This is a genomic window from Paraburkholderia phenazinium (genome assembly GCF_900142845.1).
Lineage (GTDB): Bacteria > Pseudomonadota > Gammaproteobacteria > Burkholderiales > Burkholderiaceae > Paraburkholderia > Paraburkholderia phenazinium_A.
Genome location: NZ_FSRU01000002.1, coordinates 2,063,493 through 2,081,049 on the forward strand (window position 1 = coordinate 2,063,493; position 17,557 = coordinate 2,081,049).

At 62.6% G+C, this 17,557-nt stretch carries 19 protein-coding genes; 2 read left to right on the plus strand and 17 right to left on the minus strand.

All coding sequences use genetic code 11. From position 1 onward, the window contains the following. Positions 1-18: 18 nt before the first annotated feature. From rnc to BUS12_RS26230, 17 genes are all read right to left on the minus strand, one after another. A complete protein-coding gene (rnc, locus tag BUS12_RS26150; RefSeq protein ID WP_074300315.1) occupies positions 19-1,149 on the minus strand; it encodes a ribonuclease III in 1,131 nt (376 codons plus the stop codon). 176 nt (positions 1,150-1,325) lie between these two features. Continuing rightward, positions 1,326-2,219, minus strand: a complete 894-nt coding sequence (gene lepB, locus BUS12_RS26155) for a signal peptidase I (RefSeq protein WP_074300316.1) — start codon at positions 2,217-2,219, stop codon at positions 1,326-1,328. An 18-nt stretch (positions 2,220-2,237) separates the two neighbouring features. Next, a complete protein-coding gene (gene lepA / locus BUS12_RS26160; RefSeq protein WP_074300317.1) occupies positions 2,238-4,031 on the minus strand; it encodes a translation elongation factor 4 in 1,794 nt (597 codons plus the stop codon). A 171-nt stretch (positions 4,032-4,202) separates the two neighbouring features. Then, positions 4,203-4,466 (minus strand): glutaredoxin family protein, encoded by a 264-nt coding sequence (locus BUS12_RS26165; RefSeq protein ID WP_074300318.1) that lies wholly within the window; start codon positions 4,464-4,466, stop codon positions 4,203-4,205. Next, positions 4,463-6,019 carry a DegQ family serine endoprotease gene (locus BUS12_RS26170; RefSeq protein ID WP_074300319.1) on the minus strand — a complete coding sequence of 519 codons (1,557 nt, stop codon included), beginning with the start codon at positions 6,017-6,019 and terminating at the stop codon, positions 4,463-4,465. The genes BUS12_RS26165 and BUS12_RS26170 overlap by 4 nt, the downstream gene beginning before the upstream one ends. 28 nt (positions 6,020-6,047) lie before the next feature. Next, the gene (locus tag BUS12_RS26175; protein WP_074300320.1) at positions 6,048-7,091 is read right to left on the minus strand and encodes a MucB/RseB C-terminal domain-containing protein; all 1,044 of its coding nucleotides are present in this window, start codon (positions 7,089-7,091) and stop codon (positions 6,048-6,050) included. Positions 7,092-7,095: 4 nt separating this feature from the next. Then, on the minus strand, positions 7,096-7,722 hold the full coding sequence (locus BUS12_RS26180) for a sigma-E factor negative regulatory protein (RefSeq protein ID WP_074300321.1): 627 nt from the start codon (positions 7,720-7,722) through the stop codon (positions 7,096-7,098). 83 nt (positions 7,723-7,805) lie between these two features. Then, a complete protein-coding gene (gene rpoE / locus BUS12_RS26185) occupies positions 7,806-8,405 on the minus strand; it encodes an RNA polymerase sigma factor RpoE (protein ID WP_006051939.1) in 600 nt (199 codons plus the stop codon). A gap of 101 nt (positions 8,406-8,506) precedes the next feature. Beyond that, on the minus strand, positions 8,507-9,010 hold the full coding sequence (locus BUS12_RS26190) for a protein YgfX (protein WP_367117664.1): 504 nt from the start codon (positions 9,008-9,010) through the stop codon (positions 8,507-8,509). Positions 9,011-9,024: 14 nt separating this feature from the next. Next, positions 9,025-10,263: a beta-ketoacyl-ACP synthase II gene (fabF, locus tag BUS12_RS26195; protein WP_074301713.1), complete on the minus strand. Its 1,239-nt coding sequence runs from the start codon at positions 10,261-10,263 to the stop codon at positions 9,025-9,027. A gap of 231 nt (positions 10,264-10,494) precedes the next feature. Continuing rightward, complete coding sequence (gene acpP / locus BUS12_RS26200; protein ID WP_004197638.1) at positions 10,495-10,734, minus strand: acyl carrier protein; 240 nt, start codon at positions 10,732-10,734, stop codon at positions 10,495-10,497. 153 nt (positions 10,735-10,887) lie between these two features. Then, on the minus strand, positions 10,888-11,637 hold the full coding sequence (gene fabG, locus BUS12_RS26205) for a 3-oxoacyl-ACP reductase FabG (protein WP_074300322.1): 750 nt from the start codon (positions 11,635-11,637) through the stop codon (positions 10,888-10,890). A gap of 72 nt (positions 11,638-11,709) precedes the next feature. After that, positions 11,710-12,642, minus strand: a complete 933-nt coding sequence (gene fabD / locus BUS12_RS26210) for an ACP S-malonyltransferase (protein ID WP_074300323.1) — start codon at positions 12,640-12,642, stop codon at positions 11,710-11,712. Between the two features lie 101 nt (positions 12,643-12,743). Then, positions 12,744-13,733 (minus strand): beta-ketoacyl-ACP synthase III, encoded by a 990-nt coding sequence (locus BUS12_RS26215; protein WP_074300324.1) that lies wholly within the window; start codon positions 13,731-13,733, stop codon positions 12,744-12,746. Then, a complete protein-coding gene (plsX, locus tag BUS12_RS26220; RefSeq protein ID WP_074300325.1) occupies positions 13,733-14,839 on the minus strand; it encodes a phosphate acyltransferase PlsX in 1,107 nt (368 codons plus the stop codon). The genes BUS12_RS26215 and plsX overlap by 1 nt, the downstream gene beginning before the upstream one ends. A gap of 172 nt (positions 14,840-15,011) precedes the next feature. Then, positions 15,012-15,191, minus strand: a complete 180-nt coding sequence (rpmF, locus tag BUS12_RS26225; protein WP_074263835.1) for a 50S ribosomal protein L32 — start codon at positions 15,189-15,191, stop codon at positions 15,012-15,014. A gap of 99 nt (positions 15,192-15,290) precedes the next feature. Further along, entirely contained in the window at positions 15,291-15,935 is a 645-nt protein-coding gene (locus BUS12_RS26230) for a DUF177 domain-containing protein (protein ID WP_074300326.1), read from the minus strand. 271 nt (positions 15,936-16,206) lie between these two features. Here BUS12_RS26230 and BUS12_RS26235 point away from each other — a divergent pair, with 271 nt between their 5' ends. Then, positions 16,207-16,824 carry a Maf-like protein gene (locus tag BUS12_RS26235; RefSeq protein ID WP_074300327.1) on the plus strand — a complete coding sequence of 206 codons (618 nt, stop codon included), beginning with the start codon at positions 16,207-16,209 and terminating at the stop codon, positions 16,822-16,824. Further along, positions 16,821-17,540: an SAM-dependent methyltransferase gene (locus BUS12_RS26240; protein ID WP_074300328.1), complete on the plus strand. Its 720-nt coding sequence runs from the start codon at positions 16,821-16,823 to the stop codon at positions 17,538-17,540. Before BUS12_RS26235 ends, BUS12_RS26240 begins: the two co-directional genes overlap by 4 nt. Positions 17,541-17,557: the final 17 nt, after the last annotated feature.

Here is a 17,557-nt window from a genome sequence, read left to right on the forward strand (position 1 = left end):
TGCGCGCGTCCCATGACATCAGTGGCCCGCATCGGCGACGCGCGTTTGCACCGCGTCGGCAATGCCGGGTTCGAGTTCGGCAGGCTCCACCACGCCAGGCGCGGGTTCGCGGCTACGGGATGCGGCGGGTTTGTCGGTGCTGCGTGAATGGGCGTCGGCTTTATCGGTCTTGTCGGCTTTGTCGGTCTTATCCGACTTGTCCTTCTCCGGCCCTGCCTGGTTGCTGTATTCGACGTGGGCGGCGCGGATCACGGCGAGCGGCGCGACAACCGGCGCCGCGGTGGCCGCCGGGCGCTCGGCCAAAGCCTCGGCGACGGTGGCTTTCGGCTCGCCGCGCGCGTGGCGCTCGGTCTTGCGATCGGGCGCGCGCAGGTCGAGCGCGGTCTGCACACCGGTCACGCCGGGGACGATCTCCGGTTCGGCATGCTTCGCCGCCCGGGCGCCCTTCGAGCGCTTCGGCTTGGCGACCACGGCGGGCGCGGCCGCCATTACCTCGTCGAGCGCCTTCTTGGCAGCCGCCTGCTCGGCCGCGCGACGACTGGCGCCGGAACCGGACACCTTTACTTCGAGCTTCGGAACAGTGCACTCGACTTCAAACTGCTGATTGTGCGCCGCACCATGCGTGGCGACGACGGTGTAGGTGGGCAAGGCGATCTTGTGGCCCTGCAGGTATTCCTGCAGCAGCGTCTTGGAGTCCTTGCCGAGCGTGCGCGGGTCGATATGGTCGAGAATCGGCACATAGAGCCGCTTGATGACCGTCTGCGCGGCGTCGAAGCCACCGTCCAGGAAGATGGCGCCCAGAATTGCTTCGAGCGTGTCAGCGAGGATGGACGGGCGGCGGAAGCCGCCGCTGCGCAGTTCGCCCTCGCCCAGCCGCAGGCCGTCCGAAATATTCAGGGCCTGAGCAATTTCGTAAAGTGACTGCTGTTTGACCAGATTCGCGCGGACGCGCGACAGGTCGCCTTCGTCCAGTTTGCCGAAACGTTGGAACAATAGCGCAGCCACCGCGCAGTTCAGAACGGAGTCGCCGAGAAACTCGAGCCGTTCGTTATGCGTGGCGCTGTGACTGCGGTGAGTTAAAGCCTGGCGCAACAATTCCGCATTGCGAAATTCGTAGCGCAAACGGCTTTCCAACGGAGATAGGGGCATGTGCAGAGTATAACGCGGGCGCCAGCCCCGGCGAAAACGCGGGACGGCCAACGGAAAAAGCGTAGTGAAGCGACCTTACCGCACGTTCTTAAAGTAGCGTGATAACACGCCGCACGCGATGAACGACATGCGCGCGGCGTGTTGTGCGGTCAGTGAGCGGTCAAATGCGATGACGCTCAGTGGAACGTCCCGATGCGTTTCAGATTGCTGAAATTCATCCAGATAAAGAACGCACGGCCGACGATATTCTTGTCCGGCGCGAAACCCCAGTAACGGCTGTCCGCACTGTTATCGCGGTTGTCGCCCATCATGAAATAGTTGCCGGGCGGCACCTTGCAGATCACGCCACGCGCGTTATACGTGCAGTTATCGCGATACGGATAATCTTCCGCGCCGACGATGAACGGCGGCACCGCGGGATTATTCAGAATGGCGTTCTTGCGGCCGTCGATGTCCTCTTCGAACTGCTTGGCGTAACCGACACGCTCTTCGTCGAAGTAGTCAGGCAACGCCGTCTCCGGCACAGGCTTGCCGTTGATGGTCAGCTGCTTGTCCTGATAGGCCACCACGTCGCCCGGCAGACCGATCACGCGCTTGATGTAGTCGACCGACTCGTCTTTCGGATAGCGGAACACCACCACGTCGCCGCGCTGAAGCGGGCTACCTTCGGTGATCTTCGTATTGGTGATCGGCAGACGGATGCCGTATTCGTACTTGTTGACGAGGATGAAGTCACCCACCAGCAGCGTCGGCACCATCGAACCCGAGGGGATCTTGAACGGCTCGACCACGAACGAGCGAACCACGAACACCACCAGAATCACCGGGAAAAAGCTCGCCGAGTACTCGAGCCACCACGGTTGACGCAGCTTTTCGTCACGCAGACGTGCCCGCGTTTGCGGGGCGTTTTCGTCGGCGAAGCGCTCGCCTACCCGCGCTTGCTGGCGGTCGAACTCGGCCACTGCCTCGTCCGCCGCGCGCCGCCGTTGCGGGATGAAAACCAGCTTGTCTGCGACCCATGCGATACCCGTCAGGATGACGAGCACAAAAAGAATCAGCGCAAAATTCATAGAGTTCCGTTCTTCGTCTTATTTGTCTTCGACACGCAGGATCGCGAGGAAAGCCTCTTGCGGAATCTCGACGGATCCGACCTGCTTCATTCGCTTCTTGCCTGCCTTCTGCTTTTCCAACAGCTTCTTCTTACGCGAGATGTCGCCGCCGTAGCATTTTGCCAGCACATTCTTACGCAAAGCCTTGATGTTTTCGCGGGCGATAATATTCGAGCCGATCGTCGCCTGAATCGCCACGTCGTACATCTGACGCGGGATCAGTTCGCGCATCTTCGCCGCCACTTCACGGCCACGGTACTGGCTCTGCGAGCGGTGCACGATCACCGACAGCGCATCGACCTTGTCGCCGTTGATCAGCATGTCGACCTTCACGACGTCCGCTGCGCGGTATTCCTTGAACTCGTAGTCCATGGACGCATAGCCGCGCGACATAGACTTCAGGCGATCGAAGAAGTCGAGCACGACTTCACCCATGGGGATTTCATAGGTGAGCTGAACCTGGCGGCCGTGGTACTGCATGTTGATCTGGTTGCCGCGCTTTTGCGTACAGAGCGTGATCACTGCACCCACATAGTCTTGCGGCATGTACAGGTTCACGGTGACGATCGGCTCGCGCACTTCCTCGATCTTCGACGGATCCGGCATCTTGGCCGGATTTTCGACCATGATGGTCGTGCCGTCGCGTTGCAGGACTTCATACACCACGGTCGGCGCCGTGGTGATCAGGTCCATGTCGAACTCGCGCTCCAGACGCTCCTGCACGATCTCCATGTGCAGGAGACCGAGGAAGCCGCAACGGAAGCCGAAGCCGAGCGCCTGTGAGACTTCCGGCTCGTACTGCAACGAAGCGTCGTTGAGCTTGAGCTTTTCCAGCGAGTCGCGCAGTGCGTCGTACTGGTTCGCTTCGACCGGATAGAGACCGGCGAACACCTGCGGCTTCACTTCCTTGAAACCCGGCAGCGGCGCGGCGGCCGGACGGTTCACCAGCGTGACGGTGTCGCCCACCTTCGCCGCGGCCAGTTCCTTGATGCCGGCGATGATAAAGCCCACCTGCCCCGCGGACAGCGACTCGAGGTTCTTCGACTTCGGCGTGAACACGCCGATGTGCTCGACCGGATACTGGGCCTCGGTCGCCATCATGCGGATCTTGTCTTTCGGACGCAGCGTGCCGTTGACGATACGCACCAGCATCACGACGCCGACGTAGTTGTCGAACCACGAATCGATGATCAGCGCCTGCAGCGGCGCTTCCGGATCGCCCTTGGGCGCCGGCACTTTCGCGACCAGCGCTTCCAGCACGTCCTCGACACCGAGGCCGGTTTTCGCGCTGCAACGCGTTGCGTCGGTTGCGTCGATGCCGATCACGTCTTCGATTTCGGTGATCGCGTTTTCCGGGTTGGCGGCCGGCAGGTCGATCTTGTTGAGCACCGGAATCACGTCGACGCCGAGTTCGATAGCCGTATAGCAGTTCGCCACCGTCTGGGCTTCGACGCCCTGACTCGCGTCGACGACCAGCAGCGCGCCTTCGCACGCCGACAGCGAGCGGCTGACTTCGTACGAGAAGTCGACGTGCCCCGGCGTGTCGATCATGTTGAGGTTGTAGATCTGCCCGTCGCGGGCCTTGTACGTCAGTGCGGCCGTCTGTGCCTTGATGGTGATGCCGCGCTCGCGCTCGAGATCCATCGAGTCGAGCACTTGCGATTCCATTTCGCGGTCGGACAGGCCGCCGCAAATCTGGATGATGCGATCGGCGAGCGTCGACTTGCCATGGTCGATGTGCGCAATGATCGAGAAATTACGAATATGATCCATTCAGTACCGATCAAGCGAAAAAGGCGCGCCCGGACGATTGCGGAGCACGCCTTGGAAGTAGGTGAAAAACCTGTCTATTTTAGCCGAAAAAGGCTTCCGCCCGGCATATCTTGCAGGAGAGCACGGAAAGTGGGCCCAGACATGGTGTCGGGCCCGGCGACTTTCGATGCGCTAGCGGGTCTGTTCGGCACGTGCGCTCAGCGCTGCGCGGACCCGCCCTTCGTCGAGATGATAGTGGCACAACTCGACACCATCGCACACCAAAACCGGCACTAACTCGTTGTAACGTGCTTCGAGTGCAGGATCGGCGTCAATGTCGACGACTTCGACTTGCGCGCCGAACTCAGCCAGTAACGGCTCGAGTCCGGCCCGCATGTCGTCGCACAGATGGCACCACGCGCGCCCAAAGAGCGTGAGCGGTGCCGCCGGCGTCATTTCTGCGCGGAACCGCTACGCGGGCGCAGCGGCACAAACTGCGTGTTGTCGCCACGACGCACGAGCAGCGCAACCATCTTCTGCGGGTCGAGATGCGCGGTGACATCGTCGAACTGCTTGGCGTTCGCGATATCCGTGTCGCCGACGCGCAGGATCAGATCGCCCTTCTGCAAGCCGACACGCGCAGCCGGTCCGTCCACCTGGTCGACCTGCACGCCGCCATGCACCTTCAGCGTCTTTTGCTGGTCGGCCGGGATGTCGCTCACCGCAATGCCGAGCGCGTTGGTGGCGCGCTGCTTCGGCGGCGGCGCCTGCTTCTCGTCGAGCTTCGCCGTCTTGTCCGGCTGCATCTCGGCAATCGTCACCGGCAAGTCGCGCGTTTGACCCTTGCGCCATACGGTGATGGTGGACTTGGTGCCCGGCTTCGTATCGCCGACCATGCGCGGCAGATCGGTGGCCGTGTCGACAGAATGGCCGTTGAACTTCAGGATGATGTCGCCCGGCTGCACGCCGGCCTTGTCGGCCGGACCGCCCGGTTCGACGCTGCTGACGAGCGCGCCTTGCGCCGTCGGCAGGCCCAGCGAATCGGCCACGTCCTTGGTCACTTCGCCGATCGCCACCGCGATGCGGCCGCGCGTGACCTTGCCCGTGGTCTTGAGCTGGTCGGCTACGCGCATCGCTTCGTCGATCGGGATCGCGAACGAAATGCCCATGAACCCGCCCGTACGGCTATAGATCTGCGAGTTGATGCCGATCACCTCGCCCTGCATGTTGATCAGCGGACCGCCGGAGTTGCCCGGATTGACCGGCACATCGGTCTGGATGAACGGCAGGTAGTCGCCCGTGTCGCGGCCCTTGGCGCTGACGATACCGGCGGTCACCGTGTTCTCCAACCCGAACGGCGAGCCGATGGCCACAACCCATTCGCCCACGCGCACCTTGGTCGAATCGCCAATGGTGACGGCCGGCAGATTCGATGCGTTGATCTTCACGACCGCGACGTCGGTACGATCGTCGACGCCGATCAGCTTGGCCTTGAATTCGCGCTTGTCGGTGAGCGTGACGTAGATGTTGTCGGCGTCGTCCACCACGTGGGCGTTGGTCATGACATAGCCATCCTGCGACAGGATGAAACCGGACCCTACACCGCTGCTTTGCTCGGAATCGGAATTGTCGGGCGCATCCTGACTGCCGCCGTTGCCGCCACTCCCGCCGCTACCCCCGTTGCTGCTGCCGTTATCGCCGTTGTCGCCGCCACCGCCGCCATGCGGCGAGCCGCCCGGTTGCTGCGGCATCGGAATGCCGAAGAAGCGCCGGAAGAACTCCGACATGTCGCCATCGTCAAGCCCCGGTGCCGAGCCATGGGCACTTCCGCCGCTCGACACACGGGTGGTGGTGCGGATGTTGACGACCGCCGGGCCGACTTTGTCGACGAGATCGGTGAAGTCGGGAAGATTGGCTGCGGGGGCCGCCGACGCCGCATGCGGCACCAGCGGCAGACAAACTGCCACCACCGCGGCTGCGAGAAATTTGCGCACCGTGAAAATCGTCATATCTTAGCCAGCCGAGGGATTCGAGGGATTACTTGGGAGCCTTATATTCTATGGCAGACGCAAATTGCTGCAATGTGGCCTGGGGCACTTCCCCTAGCAGAGTAATCCAGAAGTCACCGCGACGCTTCACCAGGACGTGCGTCGCCCCGCTACTGCCCGCGCCTTCCTTGCGCGTGTTGTTTTCAACCGGTTCGACAAACACCGAAATCGCCGCGAGACCGTCCGAGAACACGGCCTGATCGACCGGGATGGCCGGCTCGCCCGGGTCGCGCGCCGCCATTGGGCGGCGCAACTCGCGAATCTTGTGGAAACCGGGCACGGTGGGCTCGATGTCCCAGCCTTGCGCCTCCATGTCCACCGGCTCGACCGGCGGACGCACCACCGTCCAGCCTGCGGTGTTATGAATGCCGTTGACGATCGCGGTCTTGTCGACCGGGACGCCAATGCTGATCTGCGAGAACGACAACTGCTCGAGTACCTGGCCGCTCGGGTCGAGCGTTTGCGCGCGCAGCAGCAGGCCGGTCTTCTTGTCGGCCCACAGCTTGTACGCGAACCGGTAGGCGTCTTTCGGATCGAGTTCGACGACGTCGCTGTCGATTCCCGCCACACGGTCGTCGCCAAGCAGCTTGGGCTCGTAGACCGCCAGCACCTGGTCGCTGCTGGCGGCTAGCAGTGCGGGGAACGAATCCTTGTTTTGGCGCTTTTCGACGACACACAGATGCCGTTCGGGGATGAACGTGTACATGTCGTCGTTATGGCGCAACATCTTGCGCGGCTTGCCGTCGAGGCTTTCGAGCTGCTCGAACTCGCCGTCGTTGCGGGTGGCGTAATGGGCGATCCGCGAGGTCTGGACGAAATTGCCCCGCTGATAGACGAACGCACCCTCGTAATTCTGCTGCTGGGCAGCCTGGTGGATCCGGTTGAGCAAGTCCGCCGCAGTGCGGCGGACGACGAGCGGATCGTCTGATTGCGCAAAGACACGCGGCGTGGCGGACAACAATACGGCTGCGCAGAACAGAAATGCTGGCAGCCGCCCCCAGATAGTCGTTTTATTCAACCGCAGTGTCTGCATCAGACTATTGGCCTTGCGTGGTCATGGCGGAGGTACGAATCAGCGGCATCGAACCGGGCATGACCGGCTGCTGCGCAAACTGCTGATGGGCTTCCAGATACTGGTCGAGACTGGCGTCGCGGATGATATTGCCGTCCTGGACCGGCTGCGCGGCGGTTACAGCCGGCACGGAGGCCATCGCCACACGCTGCATCGCATCCCCATGGGACTGGATCGACGCGACCTGGCTCACGCCGGCGCCGCCCGGCACACCCTGCAGTTGCGGCACGACAATCCACGTCAGCGTGGCGGCGGCCGCGGCGACCGCAAAGGCCGGCACGACACGGCGGCGCAGCGCCAGCAGACGGCGTGCAACCGGCAGCGCGGCAGGCGCGAACACGTGCGGCTCCTGCTCGAGGCGCGCCGCAAAGCCGGCGAGGAACGCACTGCTGGCCGCGGGACTCACCGCCAGATCGTCGGAGCGCATGGCGTCGCCGATCAGGTGGTATTGCGACCAGGATGCACGATCTTCGTGATCCAGCTCCGAAATAAACTTGTTCAGATGCTCTTCGCCGAACAGCTCACCGTCGACAAAAGCGGACAGACGCTCGCCTCGCGAGCTTGCTTGCGATTGCATCGAGACCGACCCCATGATGCTCCCCATCTTACAGACACCCCTAGTGACACCACCTAACCCAGATATTGCCCCATTGCCCCGCAGGGCGAGCTGGCCGACTACCAGCGTTTGCCTTCGGGTGTGTCAAGCAATGGACGCAATTTTGCCGCAATGGCTTCGCGAGCGCGAAAAATTCGTGATCTGACCGTGCCGATTGGGCACCCCATCATCTCAGCGATTTCCTCATAGCTCAAACCTTCAATTTCACGAAGAGTAATGGCGGTACGCAACTCTTCCGGTAAAACCGCCATCGCAGCATTGACCGTCTCAGCGATCTGCTTGCTCATCAACATCGACTCAGGCGTGTTGATATCCCTTAGTTGGTCGGCGTCCGAGAAAGTTTCAGCTTCTTCAGCATCCGCTTCGGTCGAGGTAGGTGCGCGCCGCCCCTGGGTCGCAAGGTAGTTCTTTGCCGTATTGACCGCAATCCGGTACAACCACGTGTAAAAGGCCGATTCGCCGCGAAATTGGGGCAACGCCCGGTATGCCTTGATGAAGGCATCCTGAGCCACGTCCTCAACTTCAGCGGGGTCGCGCACGAGGCGCGAGATCAGCCGGAGGATCTTACGGTGGTATTTGGAGACCAGAAGCTCGAACGCGGCCTTGTCGCCCTTCTGGACGCGTTCGACCAGCACCTGATCAATTTCTTTTTCGCTCACCTGATAAATCCGTTAACTATAGGGCGCATCGCGGGGCACCATTGTAGCGTCCCCATCATCGCGTCACGATACTAAGGTAACAGCGGTTACAGTCGTTACAGTCAAACGTGCGCGGCGCGCCGGCCCAGCACGGCCAGCTCGCGAAAAGCGTCGGCGCAAAGCGCGTCCGCCGCGATCAGTAGTGTCCGGGAACGGCCGCCCGCGTCCGCGAGCGCCAGAATGAGAAGCCGGCCGCTCCACTGCGAACAGCCGGCAATGCGGCCCTGCACAAGCATCTGCCCCGCGTGGTTCCAGACGGCTAGGCCATCCGGCCCGATTTTGATGGCGCCGGGCTCGGCGCGTTCATGCCGCCACGCGCCTAGCATCAGCGAGGCTAGCACAGCCAGCGTGGCGGGTGCGGCCGGCAAGACACCGAGACGCGCTGCCAGACACATTTGCACCGCCGCGACGGCGATCAGGATAAACGCTGCCGTTGCGCAGCGCATCGTGGCGGAGCGCCGCAGCGTGATCAACGACGCCCCATGGGACGAGGCCGGTCCGGGCATCAGCACCGGACCGGCCTGCGTGGGGTGTTGCGTGAGCGCGGGTGTCGACGTTGGGGTCAAGCGGCCAAGCCTGCTCAGGCGCGCTTGAAGACCAGCGTGCCGTTGGTGCCGCCGAACCCGAACGAGTTCTTCAGCGCGACGTCGATCTTCATCTCCCGCGCGGTGTTGGCGCAGTAGTCAAGATCACACGCGGGATCCTGGTTGAAGATGTTGATCGTCGGCGGCGACACCTGATGATGCACGGCGAGCACCGTGAACACCGACTCGAGACCGCCGGCGCCGCCCAACAGGTGGCCCGTCATCGATTTGGTTGAATTCACCACGATGTTCTTCGCGTGATCGCCGAAAGCGCGCTTGATGCCGGTGGTTTCCGCCAGGTCGCCCAACTGCGTGGAGGTGCCGTGTGCGTTCAGGTAGTTCACCTGATCCACGCTCACGCCCGCGTTCTTCAGGGCCGCCAGCATGCAGCGGCGCGCGCCGTCGCCGTCTTCCAGCGGCGCAGTCATGTGATACGCGTCGCCGCTCATCCCATAGCCGCTGACCTCGGCGTAAATCTTCGCGCCACGGGCCTTCGCGTGCTCATACTCTTCGAGCACCATCACGCCTGCGCCCTCGCCCAGCACGAAGCCGTCGCGATCCTTGTCCCACGGGCGGCTCGCCGTTGCCGGGTCGTCATTGCGTTGCGACAGCGCACGCGCGGCCGCAAACCCGCCAATGCCGAGCGGCGACACGGTGGATTCCGCACCGCCCGCAATCATGACGTCGGCGTCGCCGTATTCGATCAGGCGCGATGCTTCACCGATGCAATGCAGGCCAGTGGTACACGCAGTGACGATGGCGAGATTCGGGCCCTTGATGCCGAATTTGATCGACAGGTGGCCGGAGATCATGTTGATGATCGAAGCCGGCACGAAGAACGGCGAAATCCGCCGCGGGCCGCGGTTGAGCAGTTCGGTTTGCGTGACTTCGATCATCGGCAGACCGCCGATGCCCGAGCCGACCACCACACCGATGCGCTCCGAATTTTCATCGGTGACTTCGAGTCCGCTGTCCTGCATCGCCTGGATGCCGGCAGCCACGCCGTAATGGATGAACGTATCCATGTGGCGCGCTTCCTTACCGGGGATGTAGTCCTCGATATTGAAGCCCTTCACCTCGCCGGCAAAGCGGGTCGTGAAGTTCGACGCATCGAACTTCGTGATATTGGCAATACCCGACTTGCCTGCGACCAGATTGGCCCAGCCGTCGGCAACATTATTGCCAACAGGCGAAATCAGCCCCAGGCCTGTAACGACAACACGACGACGGCTCACGGTAACCTCTTTTTCATAGGTGACAAAAGCAAAAGCCACAGCGGCTACAGGAATCAGACCTGTGAGCCCTGTGGCTGTTAACCTGGAAACTGCGCTGAAAACTGCGCTCGAGACCGCGCCGGCAACTTCATCGCCAGCCTGGTCGGCAATAGCGCCAACCCTGCAGTTGCCGGAAACCGGCACGACAGGGCGTCACACGCAGCCAACCCAGCAACGCGGGCGCGAATGACCTTAGGCCTTGACGTTTGCGCGAGCGTAGTCGATGGCTTGCTGAACGGTCGTGATCTTCTCAGCTTCTTCATCCGGAATTTCCATGCCGAATTCGTCTTCGAGGGCCATCACGAGTTCGACGGTGTCGAGCGAGTCAGCGCCGAGGTCGTTCACGAACGATGCTTCGTTCTTGATCTCCGCTTCCGCAACGCCCAGTTGTTCTGCGACGATCTTCTTGACGCGCTGTTCGATATTGTCCATTAACCCCTCCAAGGGAAAAGAAGTTCAAAAATACAGGTGCGCGCATTTTATCAGGTTTGCCCCTGCAAAAAAGCGGCGCGCACGGTTCCTGTCAAGGCATCCGCCCCACCGCGTCGAGAAACGCGTCACGGCGCGGATGGTAACCGAATTCCGTTACGACATGTACATGCCGCCGTTTACATGGATCGTCGTGCCGGTGATGTAGCCGGCCTGCGGCGAAGCAAGAAACGCGACGGCGTGAGCAATGTCTTCCGGGCTACCCAGACGGCCAAGCGGAATCTGCGCCTTCAGCGCGGTTTGCTGCTCTTCCGGCAGGGTCTTCGTCATGTCGGTGTCGATAAAACCCGGCGCAACGCAATTCACGGTGATGCCGCGGCTGCCGATTTCACGCGCCAGCGCCCGCGTCATGCCTGCCACGCCAGCTTTCGCCGCTGCGTAGTTGGCCTGCCCCGGGTTGCCGGCCGAGCCGACCACCGAAGTGATGTTGATGATCCGGCCGCCACGCGCCTTCATCATCGGACGCAAGACGGCGCGCGACAAGCGGAATACGGACTTGAGATTGGTGTCGATCACCGCGTCCCAGTCGTCGTCCTTCATGCGCATGGCCAGTTGATCCTGTGTGATGCCCGCGTTGTTCACGAGGACGTGCAATGTTCCGAATTCTTTCACGGTGCCGTCGATCAGCGCTTCAGCAGCCGCGGCGTCGTTCACGTTCAGCACGGCACCACGGCCGTTCACGCCGGCGGCCTTGAAGGCTTCGCTAATCGCGCTGGCGCCGCTTTCGCTGGTTGCCGTGCCGATCACCGTTGCGCCCTGGCGCGCCAGTTCGAGCGCAATGGCGCGGCCAATGCCGCGCGAGGCGCCCGTCACGATCGCGATCTGCTTATCGAGAGTCTTTTCCATCTGTAGTCCGGATTGCCCGTGAGGGCTGATTGCACGTTAGGCGGGTTGGGTCTTGCGATGCCGGCGCGGCGTTCAGGCCGTCACGAGCTTGAGCGTTTCTTCGAGCGAGGCCGGATCGAACACCGACGCGCCGACCAGATTGCCGTCGATGCGCCTGGTCAGACCCGCCAACACCTTGCCGGGACCGCATTCGATCACATGCGTCACACCTTGGCCCGCGATTGCCTGCACGCATTCCACCCAGCGCACCGCACCGGCTGCCTGACGCACAAGCGCATCCTTGATGGCGGCCGGCTCGCTAACCACGGCCACGTCGACGTTGTTGACGACCGGAATCGCCGGCACCAGCACTTCGACGCTCGCCAGATACTCGCGCAACTGGTCCGATGCCGGCTTGAGCAGCGACGAGTGGAACGGCGCCGAGACCGGCAACGGCAAAGCGCGCTTCGCACCTTTGGCCTTGGCAAGTTCGCAGGCCTTCTCGACCGCGGCCTTGTGGCCTGCGATCACGACCTGCGCAGGCGCGTTGAAATTCACCGCTTCCACAACGCCCGCGGACGCCGCTTCCGCACAGACCGCGCGCACTGCGTCATCGTCGAGACCGAGGATGGCTGCCATGCCGCCCACGCCAACCGGCACCGCCGTCTGCATGGCCTGGGCGCGGAAACGCACGAGCGGCACCGCGTCGCGGAACGCCAATGCGCCCGCCGCGACCAGCGCCGTGTATTCGCCGAGACTGTGGCCGGCGACGATGGCCGGCGCCGGACCGCCCGCAGCCGTCCATGCGCGGTAAATCGCGTACGCCGCCGTCAGCATGACCGGCTGGGTATTGGTGGTGAGATTCAGGTCGTCCGCCGGACCTTCGGCAATCAGCTTGCCCAGATCCTGGCCGAGCGCGTCGGACGCTTCCTGAACCGTCTCGCGCACGATGGCGTGATCGGCAAATGCATTAAGCATACCGACCGATTGCGAGCCCTGACCAGGAAAAACAAACGCAAATTTCATAGGATCCTCAACATTCGATATTTCAGAGTCGCGCGGCACACGGTCCGATCGACGCAATCAACCGCTGCGGACGGCGCGCATGCGCCGCCTCACTCAGCAGATCAATAGCGGATAACCGATGCGCCCCACGTGAAGCCGCCGCCGACGCCTTCGATCAGGATGTTCTGGCCGCGCTTGATGCGGCCGTCGCGCACGGCGACGTCGAACGCGAGCGGAATGGACGCAGCCGACGTATTGCCGTGCTCGCCCACTGTGACGACCATGCGCTCCTGCGGCAGGCCGAGCTTGCGGCACGTGCTTTGCATGATACGGATATTGGCCTGGTGCGGAATCAGCCAATCGACCTCTTGCGGTGCGAGGCCAGCTTTGCTAAGCGCTTCGACCGCGACCTTCTCGAGCACGTTGACGGCAAGCTTGAATACCGCCTGGCCGTCCATATGCAGGAACGCGCTGCCGGCGATCACACCGCCGTTCACGTTGCCCGGGGTGCAAAGAATGTTCGAGTGGCTGCCGTCGGCATGCAGGGCGCTCGCGAGCACACCCGGCTGGTCGGAGGCCGAAAGAATTACCGCGCCGGCGCCGTCGCCGAACAGCACGCAGGTCGTGCGGTCGTTGAAATCGAGCAGGCGCGAAAAGGTCTCAGCGCCGATCACCAGCGCAGTGCGATGCTGGCCGCTGCGGATGAAACTGTCGGCCGTCGCCACGGCGTAAGCGAAACCGGAACAGACCGCCTGCACGTCGAACGCAGCGCCGTTGTTCTTGATGCCGAGCTTGTTCTGCAGCAGGCACGCCGTGCTGGGAAATACATAGTCCGGCGTGGAAGTGGCGACAATGATCAGATCGATCGATTGCGGGTCGATGTCGGCCGCTTCGATCGCACGCTGGGCGGCGATGAGGGCGAGGTCGCTGGTGGTGACGTCGGGTTCTGCGAAATGGCGCGCATGGATGCCCGTGCGGGCTACGATCCACTCGTCGCTCGTCTCGACGCCCTGCCTGGCGAGACGTTCAGCCAGATCCTGATTGGTGACGCGCCCGGGCGGCAGATAGCTGCCGGTGCCCAGCACGCGGGAATAAATTGTCGATTGAGCCATTATGCCTTCGAGGATAGCGCAGCGTAGGGCTCGGCTGGCTGGCCTGCGGCCGGGCTTGCGTAACCCGCGCCGCTTGCGTCGCGCGTGGCCTGTTCCAGAGAACTCGCATTCTCTTCCATCGCCCGCGCAAGGCGCTCCAGCACGCCGTTTTTGACGGCATCATACCCGCGTTTGATCGCCCACTCAAACGCGTAGGCGTCCGCCGAGCCGTGGCTCTTGATGACGAGACTGCGCAGGCCGAGCAGTGCAGCACCATTGTATTGCCGAGGATCGACCCGCTTCTTGAAGCGCAACAGCACCGGCAACGCGAGCACCCCCATCACCTTGGTCAGCCACGAACGGCCGAACTCTTCCTTGATGATGTTGTTGAGCATCTGCGCGAGCCCTTCCGACGTCTTCAGCGCGACATTGCCGACAAAGCCGTCGCAGACGATCACGTCGGTCGTGCCCTTATAGATGTCATCGCCTTCGACGTTACCGCGAAAATTCAGTGTACTCGCCCGCAGCAGTTCACCGGCACGCTTGATGGTCTCGTTGCCCTTGATGACCTCTTCGCCGATGTTGAGCAGGCCGATTGTCGGACGCTCCTTGCCTTCGAGCGCCGACACGAGCGCATGCCCCATCTCCGCAAACTGCAGCAGATGCTGCGGCTCGCAATCGACGTTGGCGCCCAGGTCGAGCATCATCGTATAGCCGGTGGGATTGGGCAGCGCGAACGCGATCGCCGGGCGTTCGATGCCCGGGAGCGTTTTCAGGACATAGCGGGAGACGGCCATCAACGCGCCGGTGTTGCCGGCGGAGATGCAGGCCTGGGCCTCGCCTTCCTTGACGCGGTTCAGCGCCACGCGCATCGACGAGTCTTTTTTCTTGCGCAATGCGACTTCAACCGGATCGTCCATGGCGACGATCTCGGAAGCAGGCACGACGATCAGGGAAGGCTCGCTCTCAGCCTTTAACTTCTTGAGCTGGGCGCGAATGGCACTTTCGATGCCGACGAGCATCAACTGCGCGTCGGGATGCGAACGAACGAAACTGACAGCCGCGGGAACGGTCACGGACGGGCCGTGGTCGCCTCCCATGCAATCTATTGTGAGCTTTACTGTCATGGAGTGCGACGAATTTCAGGCGCTCTGCATGGGATCGCAATAGGCGTTAAAGCGCCAACTGCGATGGACACAAAAAAGCGGCAGTAGAATGCCGCCTTTTTGCCGAGCCGGGAAAGTGTCAAGCGAGCCGATCGCGACGCGAAACGCCAAGGGGCGCAACGCAGTGCAACGATTAGTCGTTCTTCGTCTTGACGACTTTCTTGCCGCGATAGTAGCCGTTCGGGCTAACGTGGTGACGCAGATGCACTTCACCCGTGCTCGGTTCCACAGCCAGCGGCGCTGCGCTGAGGAAATCGTGCGAGCGGTGCATACCGCGCTTCGACGGCGACTTCTTGTTTTGTTGGACTGCCATGATAACTCCTAAAAATTTTCCGAATTCTAACACAGCCCGATACTGCAATCGCCAATGGCCGGATGGCCAACGCGCCGCATCGCGCTCCTATGCAACTGTTCAGTGCTTCTCGCCGCCGGAACCGCCCTTCTTGAGCGCTTCGAGCGCCGCGAACGGATTGGGCCGAGCGGGCTCGCCACCCGTTTCAGCTTCGTCCTGCGCGGCTTCGTCGCCCTCGCCCTCGTCACCCGCTGCCCCCGACACGAGAGACTCGTGCACTTCAGGGCAAACCTCGTGCTTGGGCACCAACGGCAAATTCAGCAGCAACTCTTCTTCGATCAAGTCGATAAGATCGAAATGGGCTGAGCCCACGATCACATCGACTTCATCCTCGTCGAGCGGAAACTCTTCGGCTTCCGCCTCAGTGTTGACGATCCGGTAAGTCGCATCGACGTTGAACGCCTGCAAATACGGTGTGAGACACCGCTGGCATTCGAGCCATGCCGACCCGTGAATCGCAAGCCTCAGATAAGGCTGCGGACCCTCGGTGCCGTCGTCCTGCAATTCCGGCTGCGTCGCCCCTTCGGCCTGCCAGGTGAACGCGCTTTCGCGCTCTGGCGCTTCCGCCGGGACTTCGTTTAACATGCGCGGCAGTTGCGAGACGCGCACGAGACCCGCGGCCTGGCGCCCACTACGCGCGAATTCGAACAGATCGAGATCATGCGGGTCGGCGAGACCTACAGGTTTGCCAGGATGTTGAGTCATGTGCGCTCCTGTGTCGGCACGGATTTAGCCGGGGTAATCGGTATGGTGAGTATGCTGCCTGTTACGGCATTGCTACTACGAGACAAACCCTGATTGCAGCGACGCCGCGCGAGGTTTGCGACGTGGCGGCAACGGGCTTGAAACTGCGTTGCAACACACGCATACCGATGAAAAGCCCAAAATCATATCCGTTTTATCTTTTCGAGTCAAACACTTAAGCCCGCACGCGCCAAGGCCCGTGCGGCCTGCCCTCTCTAGCCGTTGGTTCACCATGCCGGATACCCTTTCCCGCCCGCCGCGCCTGATTCTGGCGTCGAGTTCGCGCTATCGCCGCGAGCTTCTGGAACGCCTGCGCGTACCGTTCGACGTCGTCGTCCCCGCCGTCGACGAGACGCCCCAGCCGGGCGAAACGCCCGAAGCGACCGCGCTGCGGCTCTCCGAGGCCAAAGCACGCGCCGTCGCCGCCAAACTGCCCGCCGGCGAGCACGCGCTCGTGATCGGTTCGGACCAGGTCGCCACCTACGACGGTCTGCAAATCGGCAAACCCGGCTCGCACGACAGGGCCCTCGCCCAGTTGCAGGCGATGCGCGACCGCGAAGTGCTGTTTCATAGCGCACTGTGCCTGTTCGATAGTCGTGACGGCAGTGCCCAGACGCTCGACGTGATTACGACGGTACGCTTCAGGAATCTGTCCGACGCCGCGCTGGACGCTTATCTGCGCGCCGAAACACCCTACGACGTGGCGGGCAGCGCCAAATCCGAAGGACTCGGCATTGCGCTGCTGGACGCGATCGAATCGGACGACCCGACGGCCCTCGTCGGACTGCCGCTGATTGCTTTGTCGCGGATGCTGCTGGCAGCCGGCTTTCCTCTGCTGGGGGCGCAATGAGCGGCACACTGTATTTGATCCCGAACACCCTCGGCGAAGGCGACGCCGAGGCGCTCGACGCCGTCCTGCCCGCGCCGGTGCGGGCTCGCGCCGCGGCGCTGCACTACTACATCGGCGAAAACGCGAAAACGACGCGGGCGTTCCTGAAGAAGGTCGGTACCGAACGCCCGATCCAGGAAATCGAAATTCGCGAGCTGAATGTGAATACGCCGGCGGGCGAGATCGACAAGCTGCTCGCGCCGATTCTGGCCGGCACCGACGCCGGGCTGGTCTCCGAAGCCGGCTGCCCGGCCGTGGCCGATCCGGGCGCGTTGCTGGTCCGGCGGGCGCACGAGCGCGGCGTCAAGGTCGTGCCGTTCGTCGGACCTAGTTCGATTCTGCTGGCGTTGATGGCATCCGGCCTGAACGGCCAGAGCTTTGCGTTTCACGGTTATTTGCCGGTGGACGCCACGGAGCGGGCCACGCGGCTGCGCGATCTGGAGCAGCAATCCCGCAAGGGGAAGCAGACCCAGATCTTTATCGAGACGCCTTATCGCAACAAGGCGCTGCTCGATACGCTGCTGTCGACCTGCGCGCCGTCGACGCTGGTGTGCGTCGCGGTCGATCTGACGCTGGAAACGGAGACGATCGTCAGCCGCACGGTGACGGACTGGAAAAAAACGCCGGCGCCCGATCTGCACAAGCGCCCGGCGATTTTCCTGCTGCTGGCCGTCTGAAAGAGGCGCCCGCCGCC

Excerpts from the sequence above, each read along its gene's own strand:
- rnc (WP_074300315.1), bottom strand. The coding sequence starts at position 1,149 with ATGCCCCTATCTCCGTTGGAAAGCCGTTTGCGCTACGAATTTCGCAAT.
- lepB (WP_074300316.1), bottom strand. The coding sequence starts at position 2,219 with ATGAATTTTGCGCTGATTCTTTTTGTGCTCGTCATCCTGACGGGTATC.
- lepA (WP_074300317.1), bottom strand. The coding sequence starts at position 4,031 with ATGGATCATATTCGTAATTTCTCGATCATTGCGCACATCGACCATGGC.
- BUS12_RS26165 (WP_074300318.1), bottom strand. The coding sequence starts at position 4,466 with ATGACGCCGGCGGCACCGCTCACGCTCTTTGGGCGCGCGTGGTGCCAT.
- BUS12_RS26170 (WP_074300319.1), bottom strand. The coding sequence starts at position 6,019 with ATGACGATTTTCACGGTGCGCAAATTTCTCGCAGCCGCGGTGGTGGCA.
- BUS12_RS26175 (WP_074300320.1), bottom strand. The coding sequence starts at position 7,091 with ATGCAGACACTGCGGTTGAATAAAACGACTATCTGGGGGCGGCTGCCA.
- BUS12_RS26180 (WP_074300321.1), bottom strand. The coding sequence starts at position 7,722 with ATGGGGTCGGTCTCGATGCAATCGCAAGCAAGCTCGCGAGGCGAGCGT.
- acpP (WP_004197638.1), bottom strand. The coding sequence starts at position 10,734 with ATGGACAATATCGAACAGCGCGTCAAGAAGATCGTCGCAGAACAACTG.
- fabG (WP_074300322.1), bottom strand. The coding sequence starts at position 11,637 with ATGGAAAAGACTCTCGATAAGCAGATCGCGATCGTGACGGGCGCCTCG.
- fabD (WP_074300323.1), bottom strand. The coding sequence starts at position 12,642 with ATGAAATTTGCGTTTGTTTTTCCTGGTCAGGGCTCGCAATCGGTCGGT.
- BUS12_RS26215 (WP_074300324.1), bottom strand. The coding sequence starts at position 13,733 with ATGGCTCAATCGACAATTTATTCCCGCGTGCTGGGCACCGGCAGCTAT.
- plsX (WP_074300325.1), bottom strand. The coding sequence starts at position 14,839 with ATGACAGTAAAGCTCACAATAGATTGCATGGGAGGCGACCACGGCCCG.
- rpmF (WP_074263835.1), bottom strand. The coding sequence starts at position 15,191 with ATGGCAGTCCAACAAAACAAGAAGTCGCCGTCGAAGCGCGGTATGCAC.
- BUS12_RS26230 (WP_074300326.1), bottom strand. The coding sequence starts at position 15,935 with ATGACTCAACATCCTGGCAAACCTGTAGGTCTCGCCGACCCGCATGAT.
- BUS12_RS26235 (WP_074300327.1), top strand. The coding sequence starts at position 16,207 with ATGCCGGATACCCTTTCCCGCCCGCCGCGCCTGATTCTGGCGTCGAGT.
- BUS12_RS26240 (WP_074300328.1), top strand. The coding sequence starts at position 16,821 with ATGAGCGGCACACTGTATTTGATCCCGAACACCCTCGGCGAAGGCGAC.